The sequence below is a fragment of the Streptomyces sp. NPDC020807 genome (assembly GCF_040641575.1).
Taxonomy (GTDB): Bacteria; Actinomycetota; Actinomycetes; order Streptomycetales; family Streptomycetaceae; genus Streptomyces.
The window spans coordinates 1-22,991 of sequence record NZ_JBFADU010000012.1 but is presented as its reverse complement, the minus strand read 5'-3'; the positions used below and the strand labels follow the sequence as shown (position 1 = coordinate 22,991).

The following is a 22,991-nucleotide window of genomic DNA, read 5'->3' as shown; positions in this document are numbered from 1 at the left end:
TCAAAACGGCGCAAAAAAGGACGTATTCAGTCCATCCGGCGTGCGGCACCGAGCAGCCCGGTCTCCGCGTCCGTGGCCTGCGTCATGACGAACTGCCGGTCGTTCGCGGTGCACCACAGGGTGACCCCGTCCGCGAGCGTGGACAGCGCCTCGTACTCGTGACGCGGGAGGTCCATGATGCGGCCGATCTGCGCCGCCTCGTCGGGGGAGACCCGCTGGACGCCGACGAGCGAGGACTTCTCCAGGAGGCGGGGCGCGACCGGACTCAGATAGGGGAGCAGGGTCACGACCGACTGCCAGGGCGCCGACACGACCCGGCCCCGCGGCGGCCGCATGCCGCAGTCGCGCACGACGACCACGGGGCTGCCGGCCGAGGCGCCCTGCGGCGGCACCCGGCCGACGTCGTGCAGCGAGATGCACGGCTGTCCGCCGCCGGCCGCCTGGGCGAGTGCCGTCCACGCCTGCGCGCGGCCGGTCTCGACGGCCACCCGCGCGCCGGTCGCGGCGGCCCGCAGGGCGAGGACCTGCGCGGTCCACAGGCCGCCGATGAGCGTGACGTCGTAGGGGACGGGCCGGTTGATGCCGAGGACGGCCGCCCGGTTCTCGGCGTCGACGCCGATCACGACCCCGTCGTCGCCGACGGGCAGGGCCAGCGCGTCGAGCTGGTCGACGGGCACGGAGTGCCGGTCACGGCGCGGCCCGACGAGCCCGAAACCGAACCGGGGCCGTGCCTCACGCCCCGTACGCCCGGAAGAACGGGAGGAGCGGGAGGGACGGGAGGGGGCGGAGGGGCCGGTGGGACCGGAGGAGAGGGAAGGCCCGAAGGCGGAGGAAGCGGGCACGGGGGAGGAGCCCGACGCGGCGGACGCGGAGAAGGACATCAGCGCGCACCCCCCAGCGGCAGCGTCGCCAGCATCCCCGGCGCCTGCTCGCGGTCGAGCCGGACGAGCCCCGTCCGTACCCCGCGCGCCGCGCGCTCCAGTTCGTGCCGCGCGGCGACCAGTTCCTCGTCGCTGCGCCCGGTGATCCGTACGTGCCCGGTCACCGTCACCTCCTGCCGGTCACCGCCGCTCAGCGTCAGACTGAACGTCGTCGCGAGCGCGGGCAGCGAGGTCAGCAGGGCCACGAGCTGCGGCATCGACGCGCCCGCGCCGCCGCCGGCACCGCCCAACTGGGGCCAGCGGCCCACCCAGTACGTCGTGTGGCGGCGGTCGTCGACCCGCCAGGTCCGCGCGGTCTCCTGCGTCCGCCGCGGCTGTGCCTGCCCGCGTCCGGCCTGGGTGATCGCCATCGGGCTCGCGCAGGACGAGGTGGCCAGCGCCGACACGAGCTCCTGCTCGGTCAGCACGCTCGCCCGGAACCCGGCGCCCGCGAGCCGGCTCGCCAGCTGGTCCGCCGTCCGCACCACGCACTTCTGCGCGCCCGTCATGCCGCCGCCGCGCGCGGCGACCGCCTCCGGGCACAGTTCGGGGTCGAGCTTGAGCGCGATCCAGGTGATCCGCACGGCGGGCGCGCCCGTCTGCGCCTGGAGCGGCCCGTAGTTGCGCGCGGCCATCGACTGCGCGGGCAGGTGCGGCGCGGGCGCGGGCTGGGTGTGCTGCACGATCTGCGCGGACTCCAGGCGGATGCCGTCCACGCTCAGGACGTCCCGGACCAGGCCGACCGGCAAAGGCCGTGCCGCGCGGTCGGGCCGCAGCGCGGTGCCGTCCGACTCGACCCTCACCACGGCCGTCAGAAACGTTCCGTCACCGATCATCCCGACGGGCCGCCGGTCGCGGTCGCTGTACGCGTACGTGCGCAGCGCCGGATCGCACTCGACGACCGGGGCGAGCCCCGGCTCGGTGCCCTCGGGCACGGTGAAGGAGGCCGCCCGACGGGTCCGCGCGCGCAGCGCGAAGAAGGTGCCGAGCCACTCGGGCAGCGAGCGCCGGTGTCTCCGTACGAGCGCGAGGAGGAGGAGGGCGAGGGCGACCACACCCGCGGGGACGAGCAGCAGCCGGTCGACGACCCAGGCGACGACGAGCAGCGCCGCCGCCACCTCGATCAGTACGAGCTGTTGCAATCGGAACGAACCGAAGTGTCCGGGGCGCGCCTGGAGCCGGGGGGAGACCGAGGCCGCGGCCGGCGAACCGGCCTGCGCGCCGGGGCCCGTGGGCGGGGGCGCGGAGGCGCCGGCCGCGGCGGGCCGTGTCCGCGTCGCGGAAGCCATGATGGAGAATCCCCCTCAATTCGTCCCGATGTGCGTCCCGATCGCCCTGGCCTGCGGGGGCTTTGGGGGCCGGATCACCCTACCCGCCCCTCGGACGGCGGGGGACAGCAGGCATAGTAGGGGGCCGGTCCGAAGGGCGGGGCCCGGGCGGCTGTTCCGGCGTACCGCGCGCGAGGCGGCGTGAGGCGGCACGAGCCGGCGCGCGCAGCACGAGGACCGGGAAGACGCGAGGACGCGAAGAGCGCGCCTGACGAGAAGGGGGACCCATGGCATCGCGCCGGGACGAGCTCAACGCGTACACCTTTGCGAAGAAGCGCACGGTGGCGGCATTCCTCCAGCCGTCGCCCTCCGGCACGGAGGAGGGGGCGCCCAAGCCGCTGCGCGCGATCGTCCCCGGACTCGTCGTCGGCGCCCTCGTCATGGCCGGGTTCGGCGCCTGGGGCATGTTCAGCCCGCAGGCCCCCAAGGGCTGGGACACCCCCGGCACCCGGGTCATCGTCGGCAAGCAGTCCACGACCCGGTACGTCGTCCTGGAGACCGGCAAGGGCGAGGACAAGAAGGCGCTCCTGCACCCCGTCCTCAACCTCGCCTCCGCGCGCCTGCTGCTCAACCCCGACCAGTTCCGGGTCGTCCAGGTCGACGACAAGAAGCTCGACGAGGGCAAGCAGCGAGGCCCGATCCTCGGCATCCCGTACGCCCCCGACCGCCTCCCCTCCGCCGACGACGCCGGCAAGGAGAAGCGCTGGGCCGTCTGCGAACAGCCCGGCGGCGGCAAGGGAGCCAGCGTCCAGAAGGCGGCCTTCCTCTTCGCGCAGCGCGACCTCCGCCGCACCGAGGACGCGAACAAGCTCGGTGACGGGGACGTCCTCTACGTCAAGGGCCAGAAGGACAGCGCCCAGTTCCTCGTGGACCACACGGGCACCAAGTACCCGCTGAAGTCCGACTCCCGCGGTCTGCTCACCACCCTCGTCGGCGGGAAGCAGCCGCAGCCCGTCACGGACGACTGGCTCGCGACCCTCAAGACCGGCGACACCGTGGACTTCCCGCACATCGAGGGCGAGATAGGCGCGCCCGCCGACATCCCCGGGAACACCCTCAGCGGCACCGAGAACCGCGTCGGCATGGTCCTCCTCGCCCAGACCGGCGAGGGGCCGCAGCACTACCTCGTCCTGAAGGGCAAGGTGCAGCCCGTCTCGGCGTTCACCGCCTGGCTGCTCATCCACTCCCCGCAGACCGCGCGCCTCGACATGAACGACGAGGCCGCCGCCACCGAGACCGCTGCCTTCCAGCCCGACCCGGCCGAGTTCAACGCCGGCGTCCGCTGGCCGAAGACGCGGTCCAAGGCGGTCAACGCCACCACCGGCGCCGGCGCCAGGGACACCGTCTGCAGCGTCCTCGTCGACGTCGACGAGAAGGGCGGCACCACCCTCGCGACCTGGGCGGGCACCGAGTACCCCGCCGAGATCACCGCCGGCGGCACCAGCACGTACGTCACCCCCGGAAGCGGCCTGCTCTACAACCAGGTCCAGGGCAACCAGAAGCCCGAACAGGGCGGTTCCCTCTTCCTCGTCACCGACACCGGCCTGCGGTACGCCGTCCAGGCCAACGGCGACAGCGACTCGGACCGCTCCGAGATCGGCGTGGGGGAGCAGGAGGAGCAGGCCGACGGGCGTCCGGAACCGGCCGACGCGCAGAAGCGTCTCGGCTACGCGAAGGTCGTGCCGGCGATCGTCCCCATCGAATGGTCCGAGTTCCTGTCGAAGGGCCCCCGGCTCGACACCAACAGCGCGCGCCAGCCGCAGGGTTCCTAGGAGGTGACACGGGTGACGACGACGTCCCGCGCGGCGGCCCTGATCGCCGCCACCACCCTGACGGGCCTCCTCGCGAGCCCCGCCGCGGCGGCCGCCGCCGCGGCGACTCCCGCCGGCGCGGCCCCGCGGGCCGACGGCTGGGCCCTCGACGGCAGCGGCGAGTGCACCTTCCCCATGAAGAGGCAGATCGAGGGCACCCCCTGGCCGCTCCAGCGCGTCCTGCTCGACGAGCTCTGGCAGGACACCAAGGGCGAGGGCGTCCGCGTCGCCGTCATCGACACCGGCGTGGACGACATCAACCCGCAGCTGCGCGATGCCGTCGACGCCAAGGCGGGCAAGGACTTCCTCACGCCCGACAAGAAGAACCCCGGATTCGGCGACGAGAAGCGCGGCAAGACCGACGGCACCGTCGACGAGGTCGGCCACGGCACCAAGGTCGCCGGCATCATCGCGGCCCGACCGCATCCGGGCACCGGCTTCGTCGGACTCGCCCCCGACGCGAAGATCATCCCGATCCGGCAGAACGACGAGAAGAACAGCGGCAAGTCCGACACGATGGCGAAGGCCATCGACCACGCCGTGGCCAAGGGCGCCGACGTCATCAACATCTCGCAGGACACCACGCAGCCGATGGCGCTCGACTCGCCCATGGGCAAGGCGGTGGCCCGCGCGCTCGCCAAGGAGATCGTCGTCGTCGCCTCGGCGGGCAACGACGGCGTGGACGGCAGGCAGAAGACGACGTACCCGGCCGGTTTCCCCGGCGTCCTCGCCGTCGCCTCCTCCGACCGCAACAACGAGCGCGCCGCCTTCTCCCAGTCCGGCGACTTCGTCGGCGTCGCCGCCCCCGGCGTCGACATCGTCTCCACCGTCCCCGGCGGCGGCCAGTGCGTCGACAACGGTACGAGCTTCTCCGCGCCGTACGTCGCCGGTGTCGCCGCCCTGCTCCGCGCCAAGTACCCCGAGTGGACCGCCGCGCAGATCGTCACCCGGATCGAGCAGACCGCGGTCCGCTCGATCAACGGCCGCGACCCCTACGTGGGTTGGGGAGTCGTCGACCCGGTGCGGGCGCTCGCGGACGCCCCCGGGGAGCCGCCGTCCTCGCCCGTGCCCGACCCGGGACCGCCGAAGCCGCCGGCGCCCGAGGTGGCGGCACTGGCGCTCTCGGAGACGCCCCAGGAGCGCTCCGAGCGGCTCGCCACCTACGCGTTGGGGATCGGCGGCGTACTGGTGGCCGTGGTCGCCGGAACCGCCACCGTGATCCGCGACAACCGCCGCCGGAGAGGGGTGCGCTGAGCGATGCGTGGTGCACCCACCGGCCGGATTTCCGGTGTCTCCTTTGCAGTTGGAACCGCCGCCCCCCATGGCTAAAGTGGTCGCGGGCCGCACGGCAGTGCGAGCCCCGCACGGGGGCGGCATCAGAAGATTCCCGTCCGCATCACGACCGGTTGGCACGACGGCCCGGCCGTCGACGTCACCGAAGGAAGAAGGGGCAAGATGTCGAAAGACCTGAACGTCACCAGTGCCGAACAGGTGCGGCTGGCCGGCCGCATCCAGGACTTCTCCGAGGAGCTCCAGGCCCGCATCACCTCGCTCAACAGCGTGGTGGACCGCGTGCAGGCGGGCTGGCAGGGCGCTGCGAGCAAGGAGTACGACCGGGTCCAGAACGACCTGAACATGCGCCTGCGCAGCATGCGGAACGAGCTGGCGAAGCTCGAGGAGATCATGCGCATGAGCGCCGACGGCTTCTCGCGCGAGGAGGAGGACCGTCTGCGCTCCTTCCGCACGATGGACGCCAGCGGCGGTGCCGCCGCCGGCGGCGGCAACCAGAGCGCCATCCTCGGCATCTGAGCCCAGCGGCATCCGAGCCCGGCGGCACCGGGGCCCCGCGGCACCGGGCCCACGGCTCGACCAGTCCTCCGCGCCACTCTCACTCCAGGAGTCAACACCATGACCACTGCGGTCAATTACGACACCGTGACGCAGGCGGCGTCCGACACCCGCCTGACCTCCACCACCCTCACCCAGAAGCTCGAGGACCTCATGGCCGAGGTCAACCGGGTCGCCGGCAACTGGGAGGGCGAGGCGAAGATCGCGTACCGCGAGACCCAGGACCGCCTCACCCGCGACCAGGCCGGCATGAACCAGGACCTGGCGCGCATCGCCCAGCTCCTCGACGAGTCGGTCGTCGGCTACCAGGACACCGACCGGGGCAACGCGGCTCGCTTCCGCATGTGACCCGTCGCGAACACGGCTGAGGGGGTGGCCCGTCGACGGACGGGCCACCCCCTCACGCGTACGCGCGTACCGCCTACTTGAGGTCGAACTCGCCGTCCCGTGCGCCGAGGACGAACGCGTCCCACTCGGCCTTCGTGTACCGCAGCACCGTCTCCTTGTCGAGCGACGACCGCATCGCCACCCCGCCCTCCGGCAGGTTGGCGATCTCCACCCGCTCCTCCTCGGGGCTGGTGCCCGGCGCGCCGCGCCACTCGACGCCGGAGATGTCGAGTGCGTACAGCTCGTCCTTCTGCCGCTGCTTCTCGGCGGCGCGCGCGGCCTCGTCGAGCTCTGCGGTGGTCTCGTGGGCGTCGGACATCGGCGCTATCCCTTCGCGGCGGTCGTGCAACGGTCCCTCCCACACTAGTGGGAGGGACCGCTCCGCTCAGTGCTGTTCCGGCAGCCAGCCCAGCTGCACCAGCGGCGTTCCGCGCTTGCGCGAGACGAACGTCGCCCGCCCCGGAGGCATCGGCCGCGCCCGTACGCCTCCGACGATGTCGCCCTCCTGCGGATCTCCGGAGAGGACCACCGCCTGCGCGCCCAGCTCCCGCACGCGCTGCATGAACGGCTCGTACATCGCCCGCGAGGCACCGGCCTGGTTGCGCGCCACGACGAACCGGATGCCGACGTCCCGCGCGAACGGCAGGTTCTCGACGAGAACCGACAGCGGGTTCCCCGAGTTGGTCGCCACCAGCTCGAAGTCATCCACCAGCACGAAGAGTTGCGGCCCCGTCCACCAGGAGCGGTCCCGCAGCTCCTGCGGGGTGATGTCCGGCTTCGGCGCCCGCCGCGTCATCACCGTGTTGATGGCGTCCATGTGCATCTGCATGGCCGAGGCCATCGGCGCGTACTCCAGGAGGTGCGAGGGCGCCACCGCCTCCAGCATCGTCCGCCGGTAGTCGCCGACCACGATCCGCGCCTGCTCCGGCGTGTACCGCTCGCACAGCTGCTTGGCGATCAGCCGCAGCAGCGCCGTCTTGCCGGACTCGCTCTCGCCGAAGACGAGAAGGAACGGGTCCGCCTCGAAGTCGACGAAGACCGGCTCCAGGTTCGTCTCGTCGATGCCGATCGCGATGCCGTGCTGCGGGTACTCGAAGCCCTTCGGCAGCTGCTCCGCGGGCAGCCTGCGCGGCAGGAGCCGCACGGCGGGAGCGGGCGCCCCGGCCCAGCTCGTCTTCACGGCCCGGACGAACGCGGCCGTGCCGTCCGCCAGGTCCGCGGCCGAGCTCGACCCGTCGATGCGCGGCAGCGCGCCCATGAAGTGCAGCTTCTCCGGCACCTGGCCGCGCCCCGGCACCCCGGTCGGCACGTTGGCCGCGACCTTGCGGTCGAACTCGGAGTCCATGACGTCGCCGAGCCGCAGTTCGAGGCGGCCCAGCATCTGGTCCTTGAGCGCCGCCCGCACCTCCATGTACCGGGCGGCGGTGATCACCACGTGGATGCCGTAGCCGAGACCGCGCGCCGCGATGTCGGAGACGATCGGCTCCAGGGTGTCGTAGTCGTTGCGGAAGCTGCCCCAGCCGTCCACGACGAGGAAGACGTCGCCCCAGGCCTCGCCCGGCAGCTCGCCCGCCGCGCGCCTGCGCCGGTACGTCGCCATCGAGTCGATCGCGTGGGCGCGGAAGAACTCCTCCCGCCGGTTCAGCACGCCGAGCACCTCGGCGACCGTGCGCCGCACCCGCTCGGGGTCGAGCCGCGAGGCGACCCCGCCGACGTGCGGCAGGTCGGCGAGCGCCACCATGCCGCCACCGCCGAAGTCCAGGCAGTAGAACTGCACCTCGGCCGGGGTGTGGGTGAGCGCGAACGACGAGACCAGCGACCTCATCAGCGTCGACTTCCCGGACTGCGGACCGCCCACCACCATCATGTGGCCGGCCGCGCCCGAGAAGTCCCGGTACAGCACCTCGCGCCGCTGCTCGAACGGCTTGTCGATGAGGCCGAGGGGCACGGTGAGCGCCCCCTGCCGGGTGTACTCCGCCGCCGTGAGCCCCCGCTCCGCCGTCTGCGCGAGCCCCGGAAGCAGCTGGTCGAGCGAGGGCGCCTGGTCGAGCGGCGGCAGCCACACCTGGTGCGCCGGCACGCCCTGCCCCTCCAGGCGCCGCACGATCACGTCGAGGACCGTGTCCGCGAGCGCGTCGTCCTCCTCCTTGCGCCGGGCCGTCAGGTACGCCGGGTCCGGCGCCGCGTAGACCACCGGCACGGGCGCCGCCGTGAACAGCGCGGGACGCCGCTCCACCGGCATCTGCCCGATCTCCAGGCGCGGCCCGCCCGGACGGTGCGTCCCCGACACGTACGCGGCCTTGAACCGCGTCATCTCGTCCGTACCGAACTTGAGGTAGCCCGAACCGGGCACCGACGGCAGGTGGTAGGCGTCCGGGACGCCGATCGCCGTCCGCGACTCCGCCGCGGAGAAGGTCCGCAGACCGATCCGGTACGAGAGGTACGTGTCGAGGCCCCGCAGCTTGCCCTCCTCCAGGCGCTGCGAGGCGAGCAGCAGATGGACACCCAGGGAGCGGCCGATGCGGCCGATCTGGATGAACATGTCGATGAAGTCCGGCTTGGCGGTGAGGAGTTCGGAGAACTCGTCGATCACGAGGACGAGCGAGGCCAGCGGTTCGAGCGGGGCGCCGGCCGCCCGCGCCTTCTCGTAGTCGTGGATGTTGGCGTAGTTGCCGGCCGAGCGCAGCAGCTCCTGGCGCCGCTGGAGCTCGCCCCGGATCGCGTCGCCCATGCGGTCGACGAGCGTGAGGTCGTCCGCCAGGTTGGTGATGACCGCCGCCACGTGCGGCATCTGCGACATCCCCGCGAAGGTCGCGCCGCCCTTGAAGTCCGCGAGGACGAAGTTCAGCGTCTCCGAGGAGTGCGTCACCGCCAGGCCGAGCACGAGCGTCCGCAGCAGCTCCGACTTGCCGGAACCCGTCGCGCCCACGCACAGACCGTGCGGGCCCATGCCCTCCTGCGCGGCCTCCTTCAGGTCGAGCATGACGGGCTGGCCGTCCTCGCCGACGCCGATCGGCACGCGCAGCCGCTCGGCCACCGTCCGGGGCCGCCAGGTCCGCGCCACGTCCACCGACTCCGCGTCCCCCAGGTTCAGCAGGTCCGTGAAGTCCAGATTGGCGAGCAGCGGCTCGTCGTCGTCCCCGCCGCCCATCCGCAGCGGCGCCAGCTGCCGGGCGAGCGCCTCGGCCGCCGCCGGGGACATCCCGTCCGGCTGCCCCTCGTACGCGTAACCGCCGCCGAACTCCAGACTCAGCCGCCCCGGCCGCACCACCACGGAGAGCCCGCCGCGCGGCTCGTCGAGCTCGCCCGAGACGACCTCCACGATCGTCACGCCCTGGAGACCCTCGGCCGCCGCGAGCAGCGAGTCCGGCGGCACGCTGCCGCCGTCGAGGATCACCACGACGTGCGGCTGGTCGAGGACCGGCTGGTTGTCCCGGGAGAACCGCGGCCGCCCGTCCAGCTTCGACCGGATCAGCCCCTCCAGCTCGCCGAGGTCGTCGCCGAAGAGGCGCTTCGTACCGGCCCCGTCGACCTGCCCCGGTATCTGGGCGTGCGGCAGCCACTTCGTCCAGTCCCACCGCTCCTGCGAACCGCGGGCCGCCACGACCGCGAGCATCAGGTCGTCGGGGGAGTGCAGCGTCACGAGCTGCGCCACGAGCGCCCGCGCCACCGCCTGCGCCGACTCCGCGTCGCCCGACACCGTCACGTGGTAGAACGCCCGCATCGAGACCGCCATCGGCAGCCCGTCCAGGGTGCCGTGCACCGCGAGGAACTGCTGCATCGCGCCCGCGCACAGCGGCTCCAGCTCGTCCACCGGAGCCGTGTCCGGCGCCACCAGCGGGGTCGCCAGCTGCTGCGCGCCGAGCCCGATCCGCGCCTGTCCGAAGTCGTGGTCGCCGACCCGCCGCTCCCACACCCGCGAACCCTCGGCCACGACCGACCACAGCTGCTCGGGGGAGGGGTGCAGATAGAGCTGAGCGTCCCGCTGCTTCCGCGCCGTGCGCCGGACCGTGCGCCGCGTCTGTGCGAGGTATTTGAGGTAGTCCCGGCGGACATCGGCCATTTGCCCCTGCGTACCGCGCCGGAATCTGACGAACTGGGCGACCGCCATCGCGACCGTCGACGCCAGCATCAGCACGCCCATGATCCGCATGATCGGAGACGGCGTCATGAAGAAGAAGACCACCGACGAGCCCATGCCGAGCATCGGCAGGAGCTGCATCAGCGCCGACTCCTGCTGCCCCCGCGGGAGTTCCGGCGGCGACTCCAGGACCAGTTCCTCACCGGGCACTTCCGGCGGAAGCGCCCTCGGCGGGCGTTTGACGACGATCTGGCTCACCGGCGCATCAATCCCTCGTAGGAGGCGGGCTCGTGGCGGGAGCTCCCGCCACGGCACCCCTGTCGGGCCCGAGCGCGCGGACTTCCCCCATGGGACGGCGATCCTACTTGCAGCCCACTTGTCAGGTCCCCGGTAGGGTGGCGCGCGCATCGTGCGCAACCGCGAATCGGGCCGGGCGCAAAGCGAACCAGGCCGGACACGACCGCGCATCCGACGGGCGCAACCGCGAATCAGGGGGTCCAGACACGTGAGTACGACCGCAGCGACCGGCTTCTGCCGCGTCACCGTCGTGGCGCCGGACAGCCGCATCGACGTCGCGCTCCCCGAGGACATCGCCGTCGCCGACGTCTACCCCGAGATCCTCCGGCTCACCGGCCAGACGCAGGCCCCCGGCACCCCCACCGGCTACCACCTGGTCCGCCGCGACGGCTCCGTCCTCGACGGCGCCCGCACCCTCGTCGCCCAGCAGGTCCTCGACGGCGAGGTCCTCTCCCTGCGCCCCTTCGCGCAGTCCCTCCCGCCGGCCGTCTACGACGACGTCTCCGACGCCGTCGCCTCCGCCGTCACCCGCGACCGCCACCTCTGGGGCGACGAGCTGCTCCGCGGCGCCGGCCTCGTCGGCGGCGTCCTGCTCCTCGTCCTCATGGGCTTCGTCCTCTGGTTCGCCGACCCGGTCCGCCACGACATGCACAGCCTGCCCGGCGTCATCGCCGGAGCGGCGGGGTTCCTCCTCACCGCCTTCGCCGGCGTCCGCGCCCGCGTCTACGGCGACCGGGCCACCGCCGTCGCCCTCGGCCTCGGCGCCCTGCCCCTGCTCCTCATAGCCGGCTCCGGCATCGTCGCCCCCGACACCGGCCAGGGCCCCGGCCGCCTCCAGTTCCTCCTCGGCTGCGTCACGGTCCTCGTCGCCTCGGTCGCCCTCGTCGCCCTCACCCCCAGCGGCGACGCCCCCTTCGTCGCGGCCACCTTCCTCGCCACCGTCGGCACCCTCGCCACCTTCGTCGCGATCCTCACCGAGAGCACCGCGACCGCGACCGCCGCCGTCTGCGCCCCCGTCGCCATCGGCCTCGTCGCCTTCCTGCCCGGCCTCTCCGCCCGCTTCGCCCGCCTCCCCATCGGGTACGCGGCCCCGCGCAGCGCCGCCGACGACGAGTTCCTCGGCGACCCGCAGCAGCAGACCGGCGACGACCTCAGGACGGTCGACGGCGAGCGCATCGCCCTCCAGGCCCGCCGCGGCCACGAGATGCTCCTCGGCCTCGTCGGCGGCTGCGCGGCCGTCGTCGTCGGCTCCGCCGCCGTCCTCGGCTTCGCCGGAAACCTCTGGGGCCAGCTCCTCGCTCTCGCCGCCGGCCTCGCGATGCTGCTCCGCGCCCGCCTCTTCCGCTACACCTCGCAGGTCGCCTGCGTCCTGGTCGCGGGCATCGCCGCCATCGCCCTCCTGGTCCTCGGCCTCTCCCTCAACCCGCCGGCCGACCTCGTCAAGGACCTCCTCATGTACGGGGACCGCGGCGGCCTCGACATCCGGACGATCTGGCTCACCGCCTCCGTCGCCGCCGGCGCCGCCGTGATCACCGCCATCGGCCTGATCATCCCGAAGAAGGGCCTCTCCCCCTTCTGGGGCCGCCTCCTCGACCTCACCGAGGGCTTCGTCCTCCTCTCCCTCGTCCCCCTCTGCCTCGCCGTCCTCGACGTCTTCACGGCGGTCCGCTCCCTCACCAGCAAGTGAGCCGGCGGGGGAAACCGGGCGACAGCCCCCTCCGCCCACCTGGTACGCTGTGTGACGGCCGTTTGTGTACGCGCTCCCGGAAGCCCTCCAGGCTCTGGAAGCTGCGCCCATCGGACCTTCGCCCGCCGAGTCACGGAAGATTCCCCTGAGACCTAGACCAGGGGCACTCGCGGGCGCACGAACACCCAAGAGGAGATCCGCGTGGCTCTCGACGCCGCTGTCAAGAAGCAGATCATGGCCGAGTTCGGCACCAAGGAGGGCGACACCGGCTCCCCCGAGGTCCAGGTCGCGATGCTGTCCCGTCGCATCTCGGACCTGACCGAGCACCTCAAGCAGCACAAGCACGACCACCACTCCCGTCGTGGCCTGCTGATCCTGGTCGGCCAGCGCCGCCGCCTTCTCCAGTACCTGGCGAAGAAGGACATCCAGCGCTTCCGTACGCTGGTCGACCGCCTCGGCATCCGCCGCGGTGCGGCCGGCGGCGCCAAGTAAGCACGCCGTGAAGGGAGCGGTTCCCACTTTCAGGGGGCCGCTCCCTTTGCTGTACGTGCACAAAGTGCACACAGGCACTTAGTCTGGTCGCACAACCCCATACGACGGACGAGCGCGAAGCCCGCCGGCTCGCCGCCGGTCCTCGGTAGTGGCCCCCGGAACATGCCGGGAGCTTCGATCGAAGACCGGCCCGCACCCAAGGCGCGCCTCTCCGCTCCCGTCGACACCGTCCCCGGCCACACGGGCCGAAGGACGCAAAGACGAACACGTAGGAGAAACCGCTAGTGGAGAACGAGACCCACTACGCCGAGGCCGTCATCGACAACGGCACCTTCGGCACCCGCACCATCCGCTTCGAGACCGGTCGCCTCGCCAAGCAGGCCGCCGGCTCCGCCGTCGCCTACCTCGACGACGACACGATGGTCCTCTCCGCGACCACCGCCTCGAAGAAGCCCAAGGACCAGCTGGACTTCTTCCCCCTGACGGTCGACGTCGAGGAGCGGCAGTACGCGGCCGGCAAGATCCCCGGCTCCTTCTTCCGCCGTGAGGGCCGCCCCTCCGAGGACGCGATCCTCACCTGCCGTCTGATCGACCGGCCGCTGCGCCCCTCCTTCAAGAAGGGCCTGCGCAACGAGATCCAGATCGTCGAGACGATCATGGCGCTCAACCCCGACCACCTGTACGACGTGGTCGCGATCAACGCCGCCTCCGCCTCGACGATCCTGGCGGGCCTGCCCTTCTCCGGCCCCATCGGCGCCACCCGCGTCGCCCTGATCAAGGGCCAGTGGGTCGCGTTCCCGACGCACACCGAGCTCGAGGACGCCGTCTTCGACATGGTCGTCGCCGGTCGCGTCCTGGAGGACGGCGACGTCGCGATCATGATGGTCGAGGCCGAGGCCACCGAGAAGACGATCGAGCTCGTCAAGGACGGCGCCCAGGCGCCGACCGAGGAGATCGTCGCCGCCGGCCTCGAGGCCGCGAAGCCCTTCATCAAGGTCCTCTGCAAGGCCCAGTCGGACCTCGCCGCCAAGGCCGCCAAGCCCACCGGCGAGTTCCCGGTCTACCTCGACTACCAGGACGACGTCCTGGAGGCCCTCACGGCCGCGGTCAAGAGCGAGCTCGCCCAGGCGCTCACCATCGCCGGCAAGCAGGAGCGCGAGGCCGAGCTGGACCGCGTCAAGGAGCTCGCCGCCGACAAGCTCCTCCCGGCCTTCGAGGGCCGCGAGAAGGAGATCGCCGGTGCCTACCGCGCGCTGACCAAGAAGCTGGTCCGCGAGCGGATCATCAAGGACAAGGTCCGCATCGACGGCCGCGGCATCACGGACATCCGTACGCTCGCCGCCGAGGTCGAGGCCATCCCGCGCGTGCACGGCTCGGCGCTGTTCGAGCGTGGCGAGACCCAGATCCTGGGCGTCACCACCCTCAACATGCTCCGCATGGAGCAGCAGCTGGACACCCTCTCCCCGGTGACCCGCAAGCGCTACATGCACAACTACAACTTCCCGCCGTACTCCGTCGGCGAGACCGGCCGCGTGGGCTCGCCCAAGCGCCGTGAGATCGGCCACGGCGCGCTCGCCGAGCGCGCGATCGTGCCGGTCCTCCCGACCCGCGAGGAGTTCCCCTACGCGATCCGCCAGGTGTCCGAGGCCCTCGGCTCCAACGGCTCGACGTCCATGGGCTCGGTCTGCGCCTCCACCATGTCGCTGCTGAACGCCGGTGTGCCCCTCAAGGCCCCCGTCGCCGGCATCGCCATGGGCCTGATCTCCGAGGAGATCGACGGCAAGACGCACTACGTCGCCCTGACCGACATCCTCGGCGCCGAGGACGCGTTCGGCGACATGGACTTCAAGGTCGCCGGTACGAAGACCTTCGTCACCGCGCTCCAGCTCGACACCAAGCTCGACGGCATCCCCGCCTCGGTCCTGGCCGCCGCGCTGAAGCAGGCCCGTGACGCGCGTCTGCACATCCTCGACGTGATGAACGAGGCGATCGACGTTCCGGACGAGATGTCCCCGAACGCGCCGCGCATCATCACCGTCAAGATCCCGGTGGACAAGATCGGTGAGGTCATCGGCCCCAAGGGCAAGATGATCAACCAGATCCAGGAGGACACCGGCGCCGACATCACGATCGAGGACGACGGCACCATCTACATCGGTGCCGCCCAGGGCTCGCAGGCCGAGGCCGCCCGCGCCACGATCAACGGCATCGCCAACCCGACCATGCCGGAGGTCGGCGAGCGCTACCTGGGTACGGTCGTCAAGACCACCACCTTCGGTGCCTTCGTCTCCCTGCTCCCGGGCAAGGACGGCCTGCTGCACATCTCGCAGATCCGCAAGCTCGCCGGTGGCAAGCGCGTGGAGAACGTCGAGGACGTGCTGGCGATCGGCTCCAAGGTCCAGGTCGAGATCGCCGAGATCGACCAGCGCGGCAAGCTGTCCCTCATCCCCGTGATCGCGGACGAGGACGGCGCTGACGCGAAGGACGACACCGACCAGTGACGTCCCGTAGTTCCGTGACGACGGCCCGCCCCTCTTCGGAGGGGCGGGCCGTCGCCCGTACCCAAACGCTTCTCCCGGGCAAGGACGGCATCGGCACGGTCCGCCGCACGACCCTCCCCGGGGGCCTGAGGGTCGTCACCGAGACCCTCCCGTCGGTCCGCTCCGCCACCTTCGGCATCTGGGTGCACGTCGGTTCCCGCGACGAGACCCCGAGCCTCAACGGCGCGACCCACTACCTGGAACACCTCCTCTTCAAGGGCACCCAGAAGCGGTCCGCCCTCGACATCTCCTCCTCGATCGACGCGGTCGGCGGCGAGATGAACGCCTTCACGGCGAAGGAGTACACCTGCTACTACGCGCGGGTCCTCGACACCGACCTGCCGCTGGCGATCGACGTCGTCTGCGACATGCTCACCGGCGCCCTCGTCCTCGAGGAGGACGTCGAGGCCGAGCGCGGGGTCATCCTCGAAGAGATCGCGATGACCGAGGACGACCCGGGCGACGTCGTGCACGACCTGTTCGCGCAGACGATGTTCGGCGACACCCCGCTGGGCCGCCCGGTCCTCGGCACCGTCGACACGGTCAACGCCCTCACCCGCGGCCAGATCGCCCGCTTCTACAAGAAGCACTACGACCCGACCCACCTGGTCGTGGCCGCCGCGGGCAACGTCGACCACGCCACGGTGGTACGCCAGGTCCGCCGCGCCTTCGAGAAGGCCGGCGCCCTCACCCGTACCGACGCGACCCCCGTCGCCCCCCGCGACGGCAGGCGCCTCCTCCGTACGGCCGGCCGCGTCGAGCACCTGGCCCGCCGGACCGAGCAGGCCCACGTGGTCCTCGGCATGCCGGGCCTGTCCCGCACCGACGAGCGCCGCTGGGCCCTCGGCGTGCTGAACACCGCCCTCGGCGGCGGGATGTCCTCCCGCCTCTTCCAGGAGGTCCGCGAGAAGCGCGGCCTGGCCTACAGCGTGTACTCGTACACCTCGGGCTTCGCCGACTGCGGCCTCTTCGGCGTGTACGCGGGCTGCCGGCCCAACCAGGTCCACGACGTCCTGCGGATCTGCCGGGACGAGCTCGACAAGGTCGCCTCCGACGGTCTCACCGACGAGGAGATCAGGCGGGCCGTCGGCCAGCTCTCCGGCTCGACCGTCCTCGGCCTCGAGGACACCGGCGCGATCATGAACCGGATCGGCAAGAGCGAGCTCTGCTGGGGCACGCACATGTCGGTCGACGACATGCTCACCCGGATCGCCGAGGTCACCCCGGACGAGGTCCGGGCCGTCGCCCGCGATGTACTGGACCAGCGGCCCTCGCTCTCGGTGATAGGACCGCTCAAGGACAAGCAGGCCGACCGCCTCCACCAAGCGGTCTCCTGACCCAGATCCCCTAAGGAAGCAGACGAATGAGCAAGCTGCGCGTGGCGGTTCTCGGAGCGAGGGGCCGCATCGGCTCCGAGGCGGTCAAGGCCGTCGAGGCCGCCGAGGACATGGAACTGGTCGCGGCCCTCGGCCGCGGCGACAAGCTGGAGACGCTCGCCGAGGCGGGCGCCCAGGTCGTCGTCGAGCTGACCACGCCCGACTCGGTCATGGAGAACCTCGAGTACTGCGTCGGCCACGGCATGCACGCGGTCGTGGGCACCACCGGCTGGACCGAGGAGCGCCTCGCGCGGCTCGACTCCTGGCTCGCCGCCTCCCCGGAGACGGGCGTCCTCATCGCCCCGAACTTCTCCATCGGCGCCGTCCTCACCATGAAGTTCGCGCAGGTCGCGGCCCCGTACTTCGACTCCGTCGAGGTCATCGAGCTGCACCACCCGCACAAGGTCGACGCCCCCTCCGGTACGGCGACCCGGACCGCCCAGCTGATCGCCAAGGCCCGGGCCGAGGCCGGCCTCGGCGCCCAGGAGGACAACACCAAGCACGGTGTGGCGGGGGCCCGCGGCGCCGACATCGACGGTGTCCCGGTCCACGCGGTACGTCTCCGGGGCCTGCTGGCCCACCAGGAGGTGCTGCTCGGCGGCGAGGGCGAGACCCTCACGATCCGCCACGACTCGCTGCACCACTCCAGCTTCATGCCGGGCATCCTCCTGGGCGCCCGCCGCGTGACGACCACCCCCGGCCTCACCTTCGGCCTGGAACACTTCCTGGACCTGGGCTGACGGCATGGGCGGAAAGATCACCTACGTCTTCCTCGCCACCGTCCTGGTGCTCGTCTTCGGGGTCGTGGCGATGGAGGGCGTCCTGCTCCTCCTGACCGGGGAACCCGCGGCCATGGGCATGGGAGCCATCGCGTTCCTGCTGCCCGTCGTCGGCGGCTGGTTCCTCTGGAAGAACACCCGCTTCGCCCGCAGGGCGGGCGCCCTCGCCGCCGAGCTGGAGGCCGAGGGCGGACTCCCCGTCGACGAGCTGAAGCGCACCGAGGGCGGCCGCATCGACCGCGACTCGGCCGACGAGGTCTTCGCCCGGCGCAAGGCCGAGACGGAGGACTCCCCGGAGGACTGGCGCTGCTGGTTCCGGCTCGCGGTCGCGTACCACGACGCCCGCGACACCCCCCGGGCCCGCAAGGCCATGCAGCGGGCCATCGCCCTCCACGAGGGCCGCGCGGTCAGCGCGTAGCGGGAACGACGCCGTACTCGGCGTTCCAGGCCTCGACCGTGTCGGCGGCGCGGTCGAAGGCCTCGACCCGCGAGAGGAAGTCGGCGCTGTGGTCGGTGAGCAGCAGCAGCGGCTCGCCACCCTGCCGGTCGAGCACCAGGGCCTGGCCCTGGACCGTCCGGGGGAGTCCCAGCCAGCGCACCGGCTGCTGCGCGGTCCGCACGGAGCTCACCTTGGCCCACGGCACGGTGACCGTCCGGAGGAAGCCGACCCGGCGCACCCCGGCGCGGCTCACCCACGTGCCGACGCGGAGCATCCGCAGGGCGGCGAGGATGACGACCACCGCGATGCCGAGCGTCACGGTCGCGCCGGCGAACCCGCCGGCCGCGACGATGATCACGGCGGCGAGCAGCACGAACGCGGCGAGCAGCAGCGCGAGCGCCGCCGTTCCGACGCGCCACGACCCCGGCCGGTAAGGACGGCGCCACTGATCGTGGTCGTCGAACGGGAGGGCGACGTGGTCGGTCGTGTCAAAAGCACGGTCGGCCGTCAGAAAGGGCAGGGGCACGACAGGTTCCTCACTCGCAAGCACGATCGGGCAGTGCCCGGTGAGGCTACCTCAGCGGTTGTCGGAGGCTTCGGACTGCTGCTGGTGTGTGGCGGAGTCCCCCGACTGGAGGGACGGCATGCCGAGGACCAGCGAACCGACGAGTCCGGCGACGACGGTGAGCCCGAGCAGCGTGCGCCCCACGATCTGGGAGGCCTTCAGCCGCTCCCTGGGTGGCGGCGTGACGTTACTGCGGAAGTGGTCGGCCTCCGCGACGAACGCGAACGGTACGGCCTCTCGCCGGCGGAACATCAGGGCCACTCTCCTCTGTCGTCGATCTCCGTCACAGGTACAGACGACGGATTCGACGCTTTGGTGCCCTATTTCACCAAACCGGCTGAATCTCATCCTCCAGGAGGACCCCTCCGACCTCGGTAGGGTGGTCGATTGCAACAGCCGACTGGAAGGACCGCTGGTGACCGACACCCCCAACGAGAACGTGAAGATCGACTTCCGGAGCGACGTCACCGTTGATCTGGTCAAGAGCGCGGCGACCGACTCCGACGTCCTCTGGGCGGCGCGTGTCTCCACGGCGGGGGAGCAGTCCCTCGAAGAGCTCCAGAAGGACCCGGAGCGCTCGAAGGGCCTGATCAACTACCTGATGCGGGACCGCCACGGCAGCCCGTTCGAGCACAACTCGATGACCTTCTTCATCAGCGCCCCGATCTTCGTGTTCCGCGAGTTCATGCGGCACCGGGTGGGCTGGTCGTACAACGAGGAATCGGGCCGCTACAGGGAGCTCCAGCCGGTCTTCTACGTCCCCGACACCTCCCGCAAGCTGGTCCAGGAGGGGCGCCCCGGCAAGTACGTCTTCGTCGAGGGCACCCCGGAGCAGCACGAGGTCGTGAGCCGCACGATGGAGGAGTCGTACCGGACGGCGTACGCCACCTACCAGGAGATGCTGGCCGCCGGCGTCGCCCGCGAGGTCGCCCGCTCGGTCCTCCCCGTCGGCCTCTTCTCCTCGATGTACGCCACGTGCAACGCGCGCTCCCTCATGCACTTCCTCGGTCTGCGCACCCAGCACGAGCTGGCCGCGGTCCCGTCCTTCCCGCAGCGGGAGATCGAGATGGTGGGCGAGAAGATGGAGGAGCACTGGGCCCGGCTGATGCCGCTGACCCACGCCGCCTTCAACAAGAACGGCCGCGTGGCCCCCTAAGGGCCTGTCCGGCCATAGGGCACAGATGTCCGAAACGCTCATGCGAAGTGTCCGTATTGCGACGTTTCGAGAAGTTCATCTAGGCTGATCAAACGGACCCGGCACTGCCTGAACCCCCGAGCAGGCAGTGCCGGGCTCCTCTTCTTCGCGTCCCCCTCGGGGACACCCGGCGCTGAGCAGCGAGTAGCGTGTTACCCATGGCTCCGATCTCCACTCCGCAGACCCCCTTCGGGCGGGTCCTCACCGCCATGGTCACGCCCTTCACGGCGGACGGCGCACTCGACCTCGACGGTGCCCAGCGACTCGCCACCCACCTGGTGGACGCAGGCAACGACGGCCTCGTCATCAACGGCACCACCGGCGAGTCCCCGACCACCAGCGACGCGGAGAAATCGGCCCTCGTACGAGCGGTACTGGAGGCGGTCGGCGACCGCGCCCACGTCATCGCCGGCATCGGCACCAACGACACCCACCACACCCTCGAACTCGCCCGCGCCGCCGAGCGTGACGGCGCCCACGGCCTCCTCGCCGTCACGCCGTACTACAACAAGCCCCCGCAGGAGGGCCTGTACCGGCACTTCTCGGCCATCGCCGACGCCACCGGTCTCCCCGTCATGCTGTACGACATCCCCGGCCGCAGCGGCGTCCCGATCGACACCGAGACGATCGTCCGCCTCGCCGAGCACCCCCGGATCGTCGCCAACAAGGACGCCAAGGGCGACCTCGGCCGCGCCAGCTGGGCCATCGCCCGCTCCGGCCTCGCCTGGTACTCCGGCGACGACATGCTCAACCTCCCCCTGCTCTCCGTCGGCGCCTGCGGCTTCGTCTCCGTCGTCGGCCACGTCGCCACGCCCGACCTCCGCGCCCTCCTCGAAGCCCACCTGGCCGGCGAGGTCCAGAAGGCCACGGAGATCCACCAGAAGCTGCTCCCCGCCTACACCGGCATGTTCCGCACCCAGGGCGTCATGACCACCAAGGCCGCCCTCGCCCTCCAGGGCCTCCCGGCCGGCCCGCTGCGCCTCCCGCTCGTGGAGCTCTCCCCCGAGGAGACCGAGCAGCTCAAGGTCGACCTGGCCGCCGGCGGGGTAGAACTCTGACAACGGACTTCACAACTGAACACTGACAACAGCAAGTGCACGAATGTCATGCGCGCCACGTGCCCGACCGGCCCGTGGCGCGCGTGGTGAGGAGAGTCTTTTGAGCCATCCGCATCCTGAACTCGGCGCCCCGCCGAAGCTGCCGAAGGGCGCGCTGCGCGTCACCCCGCTCGGCGGCCTCGGCGAGATCGGCCGCAACATGACGGTCTTCGAGTTCGACGGCCGTCTGCTGATCGTCGACTGCGGCGTCCTCTTCCCCGAAGAGGAGCAGCCCGGCATCGACCTGATCCTCCCGGACTTCACGATCATCCGGGACCGTCTCGACGACATCGAGGGCATCGTGCTCACGCACGGCCACGAGGACCACATCGGTGCCGTCCCCTACCTGCTCCGCCTCAAGCCGGACATCCCGCTGATCGGCTCCAAGCTGACCCTCGCGCTGATCGAGGCCAAGCTCCAGGAGCACCGGATCCGTCCCTACACCCTCGAGGTGAAGGAGGACGACCGCGAGGTCCTCGGCCCCTTCGACTGCGAGTTCATCGCCGTCAACCACTCCATCCCGGACGCGCTCGCGGTCGCCATCCGCACCCCCGCGGGCATGGCCGTCGCCACCGGCGACTTCAAGATGGACCAGCTCCCGATGGACGGCCGTCTCACGGACCTCCACGCGTTCGCGCGACTGAGCGAGGAAGGCATCGACCTTCTCCTCTCGGACTCCACGAACGCCGAGGTCCCGGGCTTCGTCCCGCCGGAGAAGGACATCTCCAACGTCCTGCGGAACGTCTTCGCCAACGCCCAGAAGCGCATCATCGTGGCCAGCTTCGCCAGCCACGTGCACCGCATCCAGCAGATCCTCGACGCCGCCCACGAGTACGGCCGCCGGGTCGCCTTCGTCGGCCGCTCGATGGTCCGCAACATGGGCATCGCCCGTGACCTGGGCTACCTGCGCGTCCCGGCCGGTCTCGTCGTCGACGTCAAGACCCTCGACGACCTGCCGGACGACGAGGTCGTGCTCGTCTGCACGGGCTCCCAGGGCGAGCCGATGGCGGCCCTGTCCCGCATGGCCAACCGCGACCACCAGATCCGGATCGTCCCCGGCGACACGGTCATCCTGGCCTCGTCCCTCATCCCGGGCAACGAGAACGCGGTCTACCGCGTGATCAACGGCCTGACCCGCTGGGGCGCCAACGTCGTCCACAAGGGCAACGCCAAGGTCCACGTCTCGGGCCACGCCTCGGCCGGCGAGCTGCTGTACTTCTACAACATCTGCCGCCCGAAGAACCTCATGCCTGTCCACGGCGAATGGCGCCACCTCCGCGCCAACGCCGAGCTCGGCGCTATGACGGGTATCCCCAAGGACCACATCGTCATCGCCGAGGACGGCGTCGTCGTCGACCTGATCGACGGCCGCGCCCGCATCACCGGCAAGGTCCAGGCGGGTTACGTGTACGTGGACGGCCTCTCGGTCGGCGACGTCACCGAGACCCACCTCAAGGACCGCCGCATCCTCGGCGACGAGGGCATCATCTCGGTCTTCGTGGTCGTGGACTCCTCCACCGGCAAGATCGTGAGCGGGCCGAACATCCACGCCCGCGGCTCCGGCATCGAGGACTCCGCCTTCGACGCGGTGATCCCCAAGGTCGACCAGGCCCTGAACAAGTCGGCCCAGGACGGCGTCGTCGAGCCCCACCAGCTCCAGCAGCTGATCCGCCGCACCGTCGGCAAGTGGGTCTCCGACACCTACCGCCGCCGCCCGATGATCCTCCCGGTCGTCGTAGAGGTCTGACGGACGGCCCGTTGGGCCGTCTGACCAGCGCCACACCGGAGCGGGGCACCTCGATTTGCATCGGGGCGCCCCGCTCCAGTACGTTTACGGCTCCGCCAGATCGGGAACCACCCGGCACCATCGTGTGCCTGAACGGTTCTCCGGGAGGCGGGAAATCCGACGGAAATCATCTGATAAAGTCGGAACACGCCGAAAGGCCCCCGGAGTGAAAACGAAAGGGACCGGAAAGCACCGAGGAAATCGGATCGAAAAGATCTGATAGAGTCGGAAACGAAGGAAGCGCCCGGAGGGCCTGGAAACAGGAACGAAGGAAGCGTCCGCACCTTGAGAACTCAACAGCGTGCCAAAAATCAACGCCAGATTAGTTGATACCCCGTCCATCTTCGGATGGTCGAGGTTCCT

At 71.1% G+C, this 22,991-nt stretch carries 19 protein-coding genes; 13 read left to right on the top strand and 6 right to left on the bottom strand.

From position 1 onward, the window contains the following. Positions 1-26 precede the first annotated feature (26 nt). Positions 27-881, bottom strand: a complete 855-nt coding sequence (locus AB0G79_RS19065; RefSeq protein ID WP_360807830.1) for a hypothetical protein — start codon at positions 879-881, stop codon at positions 27-29. Next, positions 881-2,209, bottom strand: a complete 1,329-nt coding sequence (gene eccE / locus AB0G79_RS19060) for a type VII secretion protein EccE (protein WP_360807828.1) — start codon at positions 2,207-2,209, stop codon at positions 881-883. The genes AB0G79_RS19065 and eccE overlap by 1 nt, the downstream gene beginning before the upstream one ends. 266 nt (positions 2,210-2,475) lie before the next feature. Between eccE and eccB the strand changes: the two genes are divergently transcribed. From eccB to AB0G79_RS19040, 4 genes are all read left to right on the top strand, one after another. Further along, a complete protein-coding gene (gene eccB / locus AB0G79_RS19055) occupies positions 2,476-4,020 on the top strand; it encodes a type VII secretion protein EccB (RefSeq protein WP_360807826.1) in 1,545 nt (514 codons plus the stop codon). Between the two features lie 12 nt (positions 4,021-4,032). Continuing rightward, positions 4,033-5,313: a type VII secretion-associated serine protease mycosin gene (mycP, locus tag AB0G79_RS19050; protein WP_360807824.1), complete on the top strand. Its 1,281-nt coding sequence runs from the start codon at positions 4,033-4,035 to the stop codon at positions 5,311-5,313. 201 nt (positions 5,314-5,514) lie between these two features. Continuing rightward, positions 5,515-5,868 carry a WXG100 family type VII secretion target gene (locus AB0G79_RS19045; protein WP_360807822.1) on the top strand — a complete coding sequence of 118 codons (354 nt, stop codon included), beginning with the start codon at positions 5,515-5,517 and terminating at the stop codon, positions 5,866-5,868. A gap of 99 nt (positions 5,869-5,967) precedes the next feature. Further along, a complete protein-coding gene (locus AB0G79_RS19040; RefSeq protein WP_360807820.1) occupies positions 5,968-6,255 on the top strand; it encodes a WXG100 family type VII secretion target in 288 nt (95 codons plus the stop codon). A gap of 73 nt (positions 6,256-6,328) precedes the next feature. On the opposite strand, the gene AB0G79_RS19035 is transcribed toward AB0G79_RS19040, so the two are convergent. Continuing rightward, positions 6,329-6,613 carry a DUF397 domain-containing protein gene (locus AB0G79_RS19035; protein WP_360807818.1) on the bottom strand — a complete coding sequence of 95 codons (285 nt, stop codon included), beginning with the start codon at positions 6,611-6,613 and terminating at the stop codon, positions 6,329-6,331. A 66-nt stretch (positions 6,614-6,679) separates the two neighbouring features. After that, positions 6,680-10,633 carry a type VII secretion protein EccCa gene (gene eccCa, locus AB0G79_RS19030; RefSeq protein WP_360807816.1) on the bottom strand — a complete coding sequence of 1,318 codons (3,954 nt, stop codon included), beginning with the start codon at positions 10,631-10,633 and terminating at the stop codon, positions 6,680-6,682. A gap of 247 nt (positions 10,634-10,880) precedes the next feature. Here eccCa and eccD point away from each other — a divergent pair, with 247 nt between their 5' ends. The 6 genes from eccD (at position 10,881) to AB0G79_RS19000 (ending at position 17,964) form a co-directional block, all read left to right on the top strand. Further along, positions 10,881-12,359 (top strand): type VII secretion integral membrane protein EccD, encoded by a 1,479-nt coding sequence (gene eccD, locus AB0G79_RS19025; RefSeq protein ID WP_360807814.1) that lies wholly within the window; start codon positions 10,881-10,883, stop codon positions 12,357-12,359. Between the two features lie 201 nt (positions 12,360-12,560). Beyond that, on the top strand, positions 12,561-12,851 hold the full coding sequence (gene rpsO, locus AB0G79_RS19020; protein ID WP_015036567.1) for a 30S ribosomal protein S15: 291 nt from the start codon (positions 12,561-12,563) through the stop codon (positions 12,849-12,851). 284 nt (positions 12,852-13,135) lie between these two features. Next, entirely contained in the window at positions 13,136-15,352 is a 2,217-nt protein-coding gene (locus AB0G79_RS19015; protein ID WP_360807811.1) for a polyribonucleotide nucleotidyltransferase, read from the top strand. Continuing rightward, complete coding sequence (locus tag AB0G79_RS19010) at positions 15,349-16,728, top strand: pitrilysin family protein (protein ID WP_360807809.1); 1,380 nt, start codon at positions 15,349-15,351, stop codon at positions 16,726-16,728. The genes AB0G79_RS19015 and AB0G79_RS19010 overlap by 4 nt, the downstream gene beginning before the upstream one ends. A 26-nt stretch (positions 16,729-16,754) precedes the next feature. Further along, positions 16,755-17,507, top strand: coding sequence for a 4-hydroxy-tetrahydrodipicolinate reductase (gene dapB, locus AB0G79_RS19005; RefSeq protein ID WP_360807807.1), 753 nt, complete (start codon positions 16,755-16,757; stop codon positions 17,505-17,507). Between the two features lie 4 nt (positions 17,508-17,511). Continuing rightward, positions 17,512-17,964: a tetratricopeptide repeat protein gene (locus AB0G79_RS19000; protein ID WP_360807805.1), complete on the top strand. Its 453-nt coding sequence runs from the start codon at positions 17,512-17,514 to the stop codon at positions 17,962-17,964. Here AB0G79_RS19000 and AB0G79_RS18995 read toward each other — a convergent pair. Continuing rightward, the gene (locus tag AB0G79_RS18995) at positions 17,954-18,511 is read right to left on the bottom strand and encodes a hypothetical protein (protein ID WP_360807803.1); all 558 of its coding nucleotides are present in this window, start codon (positions 18,509-18,511) and stop codon (positions 17,954-17,956) included. The genes AB0G79_RS19000 and AB0G79_RS18995 overlap by 11 nt on opposite strands. 51 nt (positions 18,512-18,562) lie before the next feature. Further along, positions 18,563-18,802: a hypothetical protein gene (locus AB0G79_RS18990; RefSeq protein ID WP_360807801.1), complete on the bottom strand. Its 240-nt coding sequence runs from the start codon at positions 18,800-18,802 to the stop codon at positions 18,563-18,565. Between the two features lie 163 nt (positions 18,803-18,965). Between AB0G79_RS18990 and thyX the strand changes: the two genes are divergently transcribed. The 3 genes from thyX (at position 18,966) to AB0G79_RS18975 (ending at position 22,589) form a co-directional block, all read left to right on the top strand. Further along, positions 18,966-19,706, top strand: coding sequence for an FAD-dependent thymidylate synthase (gene thyX, locus AB0G79_RS18985; protein ID WP_360807799.1), 741 nt, complete (start codon positions 18,966-18,968; stop codon positions 19,704-19,706). 197 nt (positions 19,707-19,903) lie between these two features. Further along, complete coding sequence (gene dapA / locus AB0G79_RS18980; protein WP_360807798.1) at positions 19,904-20,803, top strand: 4-hydroxy-tetrahydrodipicolinate synthase; 900 nt, start codon at positions 19,904-19,906, stop codon at positions 20,801-20,803. Positions 20,804-20,903: 100 nt separating this feature from the next. Then, positions 20,904-22,589: a ribonuclease J gene (locus AB0G79_RS18975; RefSeq protein WP_360807796.1), complete on the top strand. Its 1,686-nt coding sequence runs from the start codon at positions 20,904-20,906 to the stop codon at positions 22,587-22,589. Positions 22,590-22,991 lie beyond the last annotated feature (402 nt).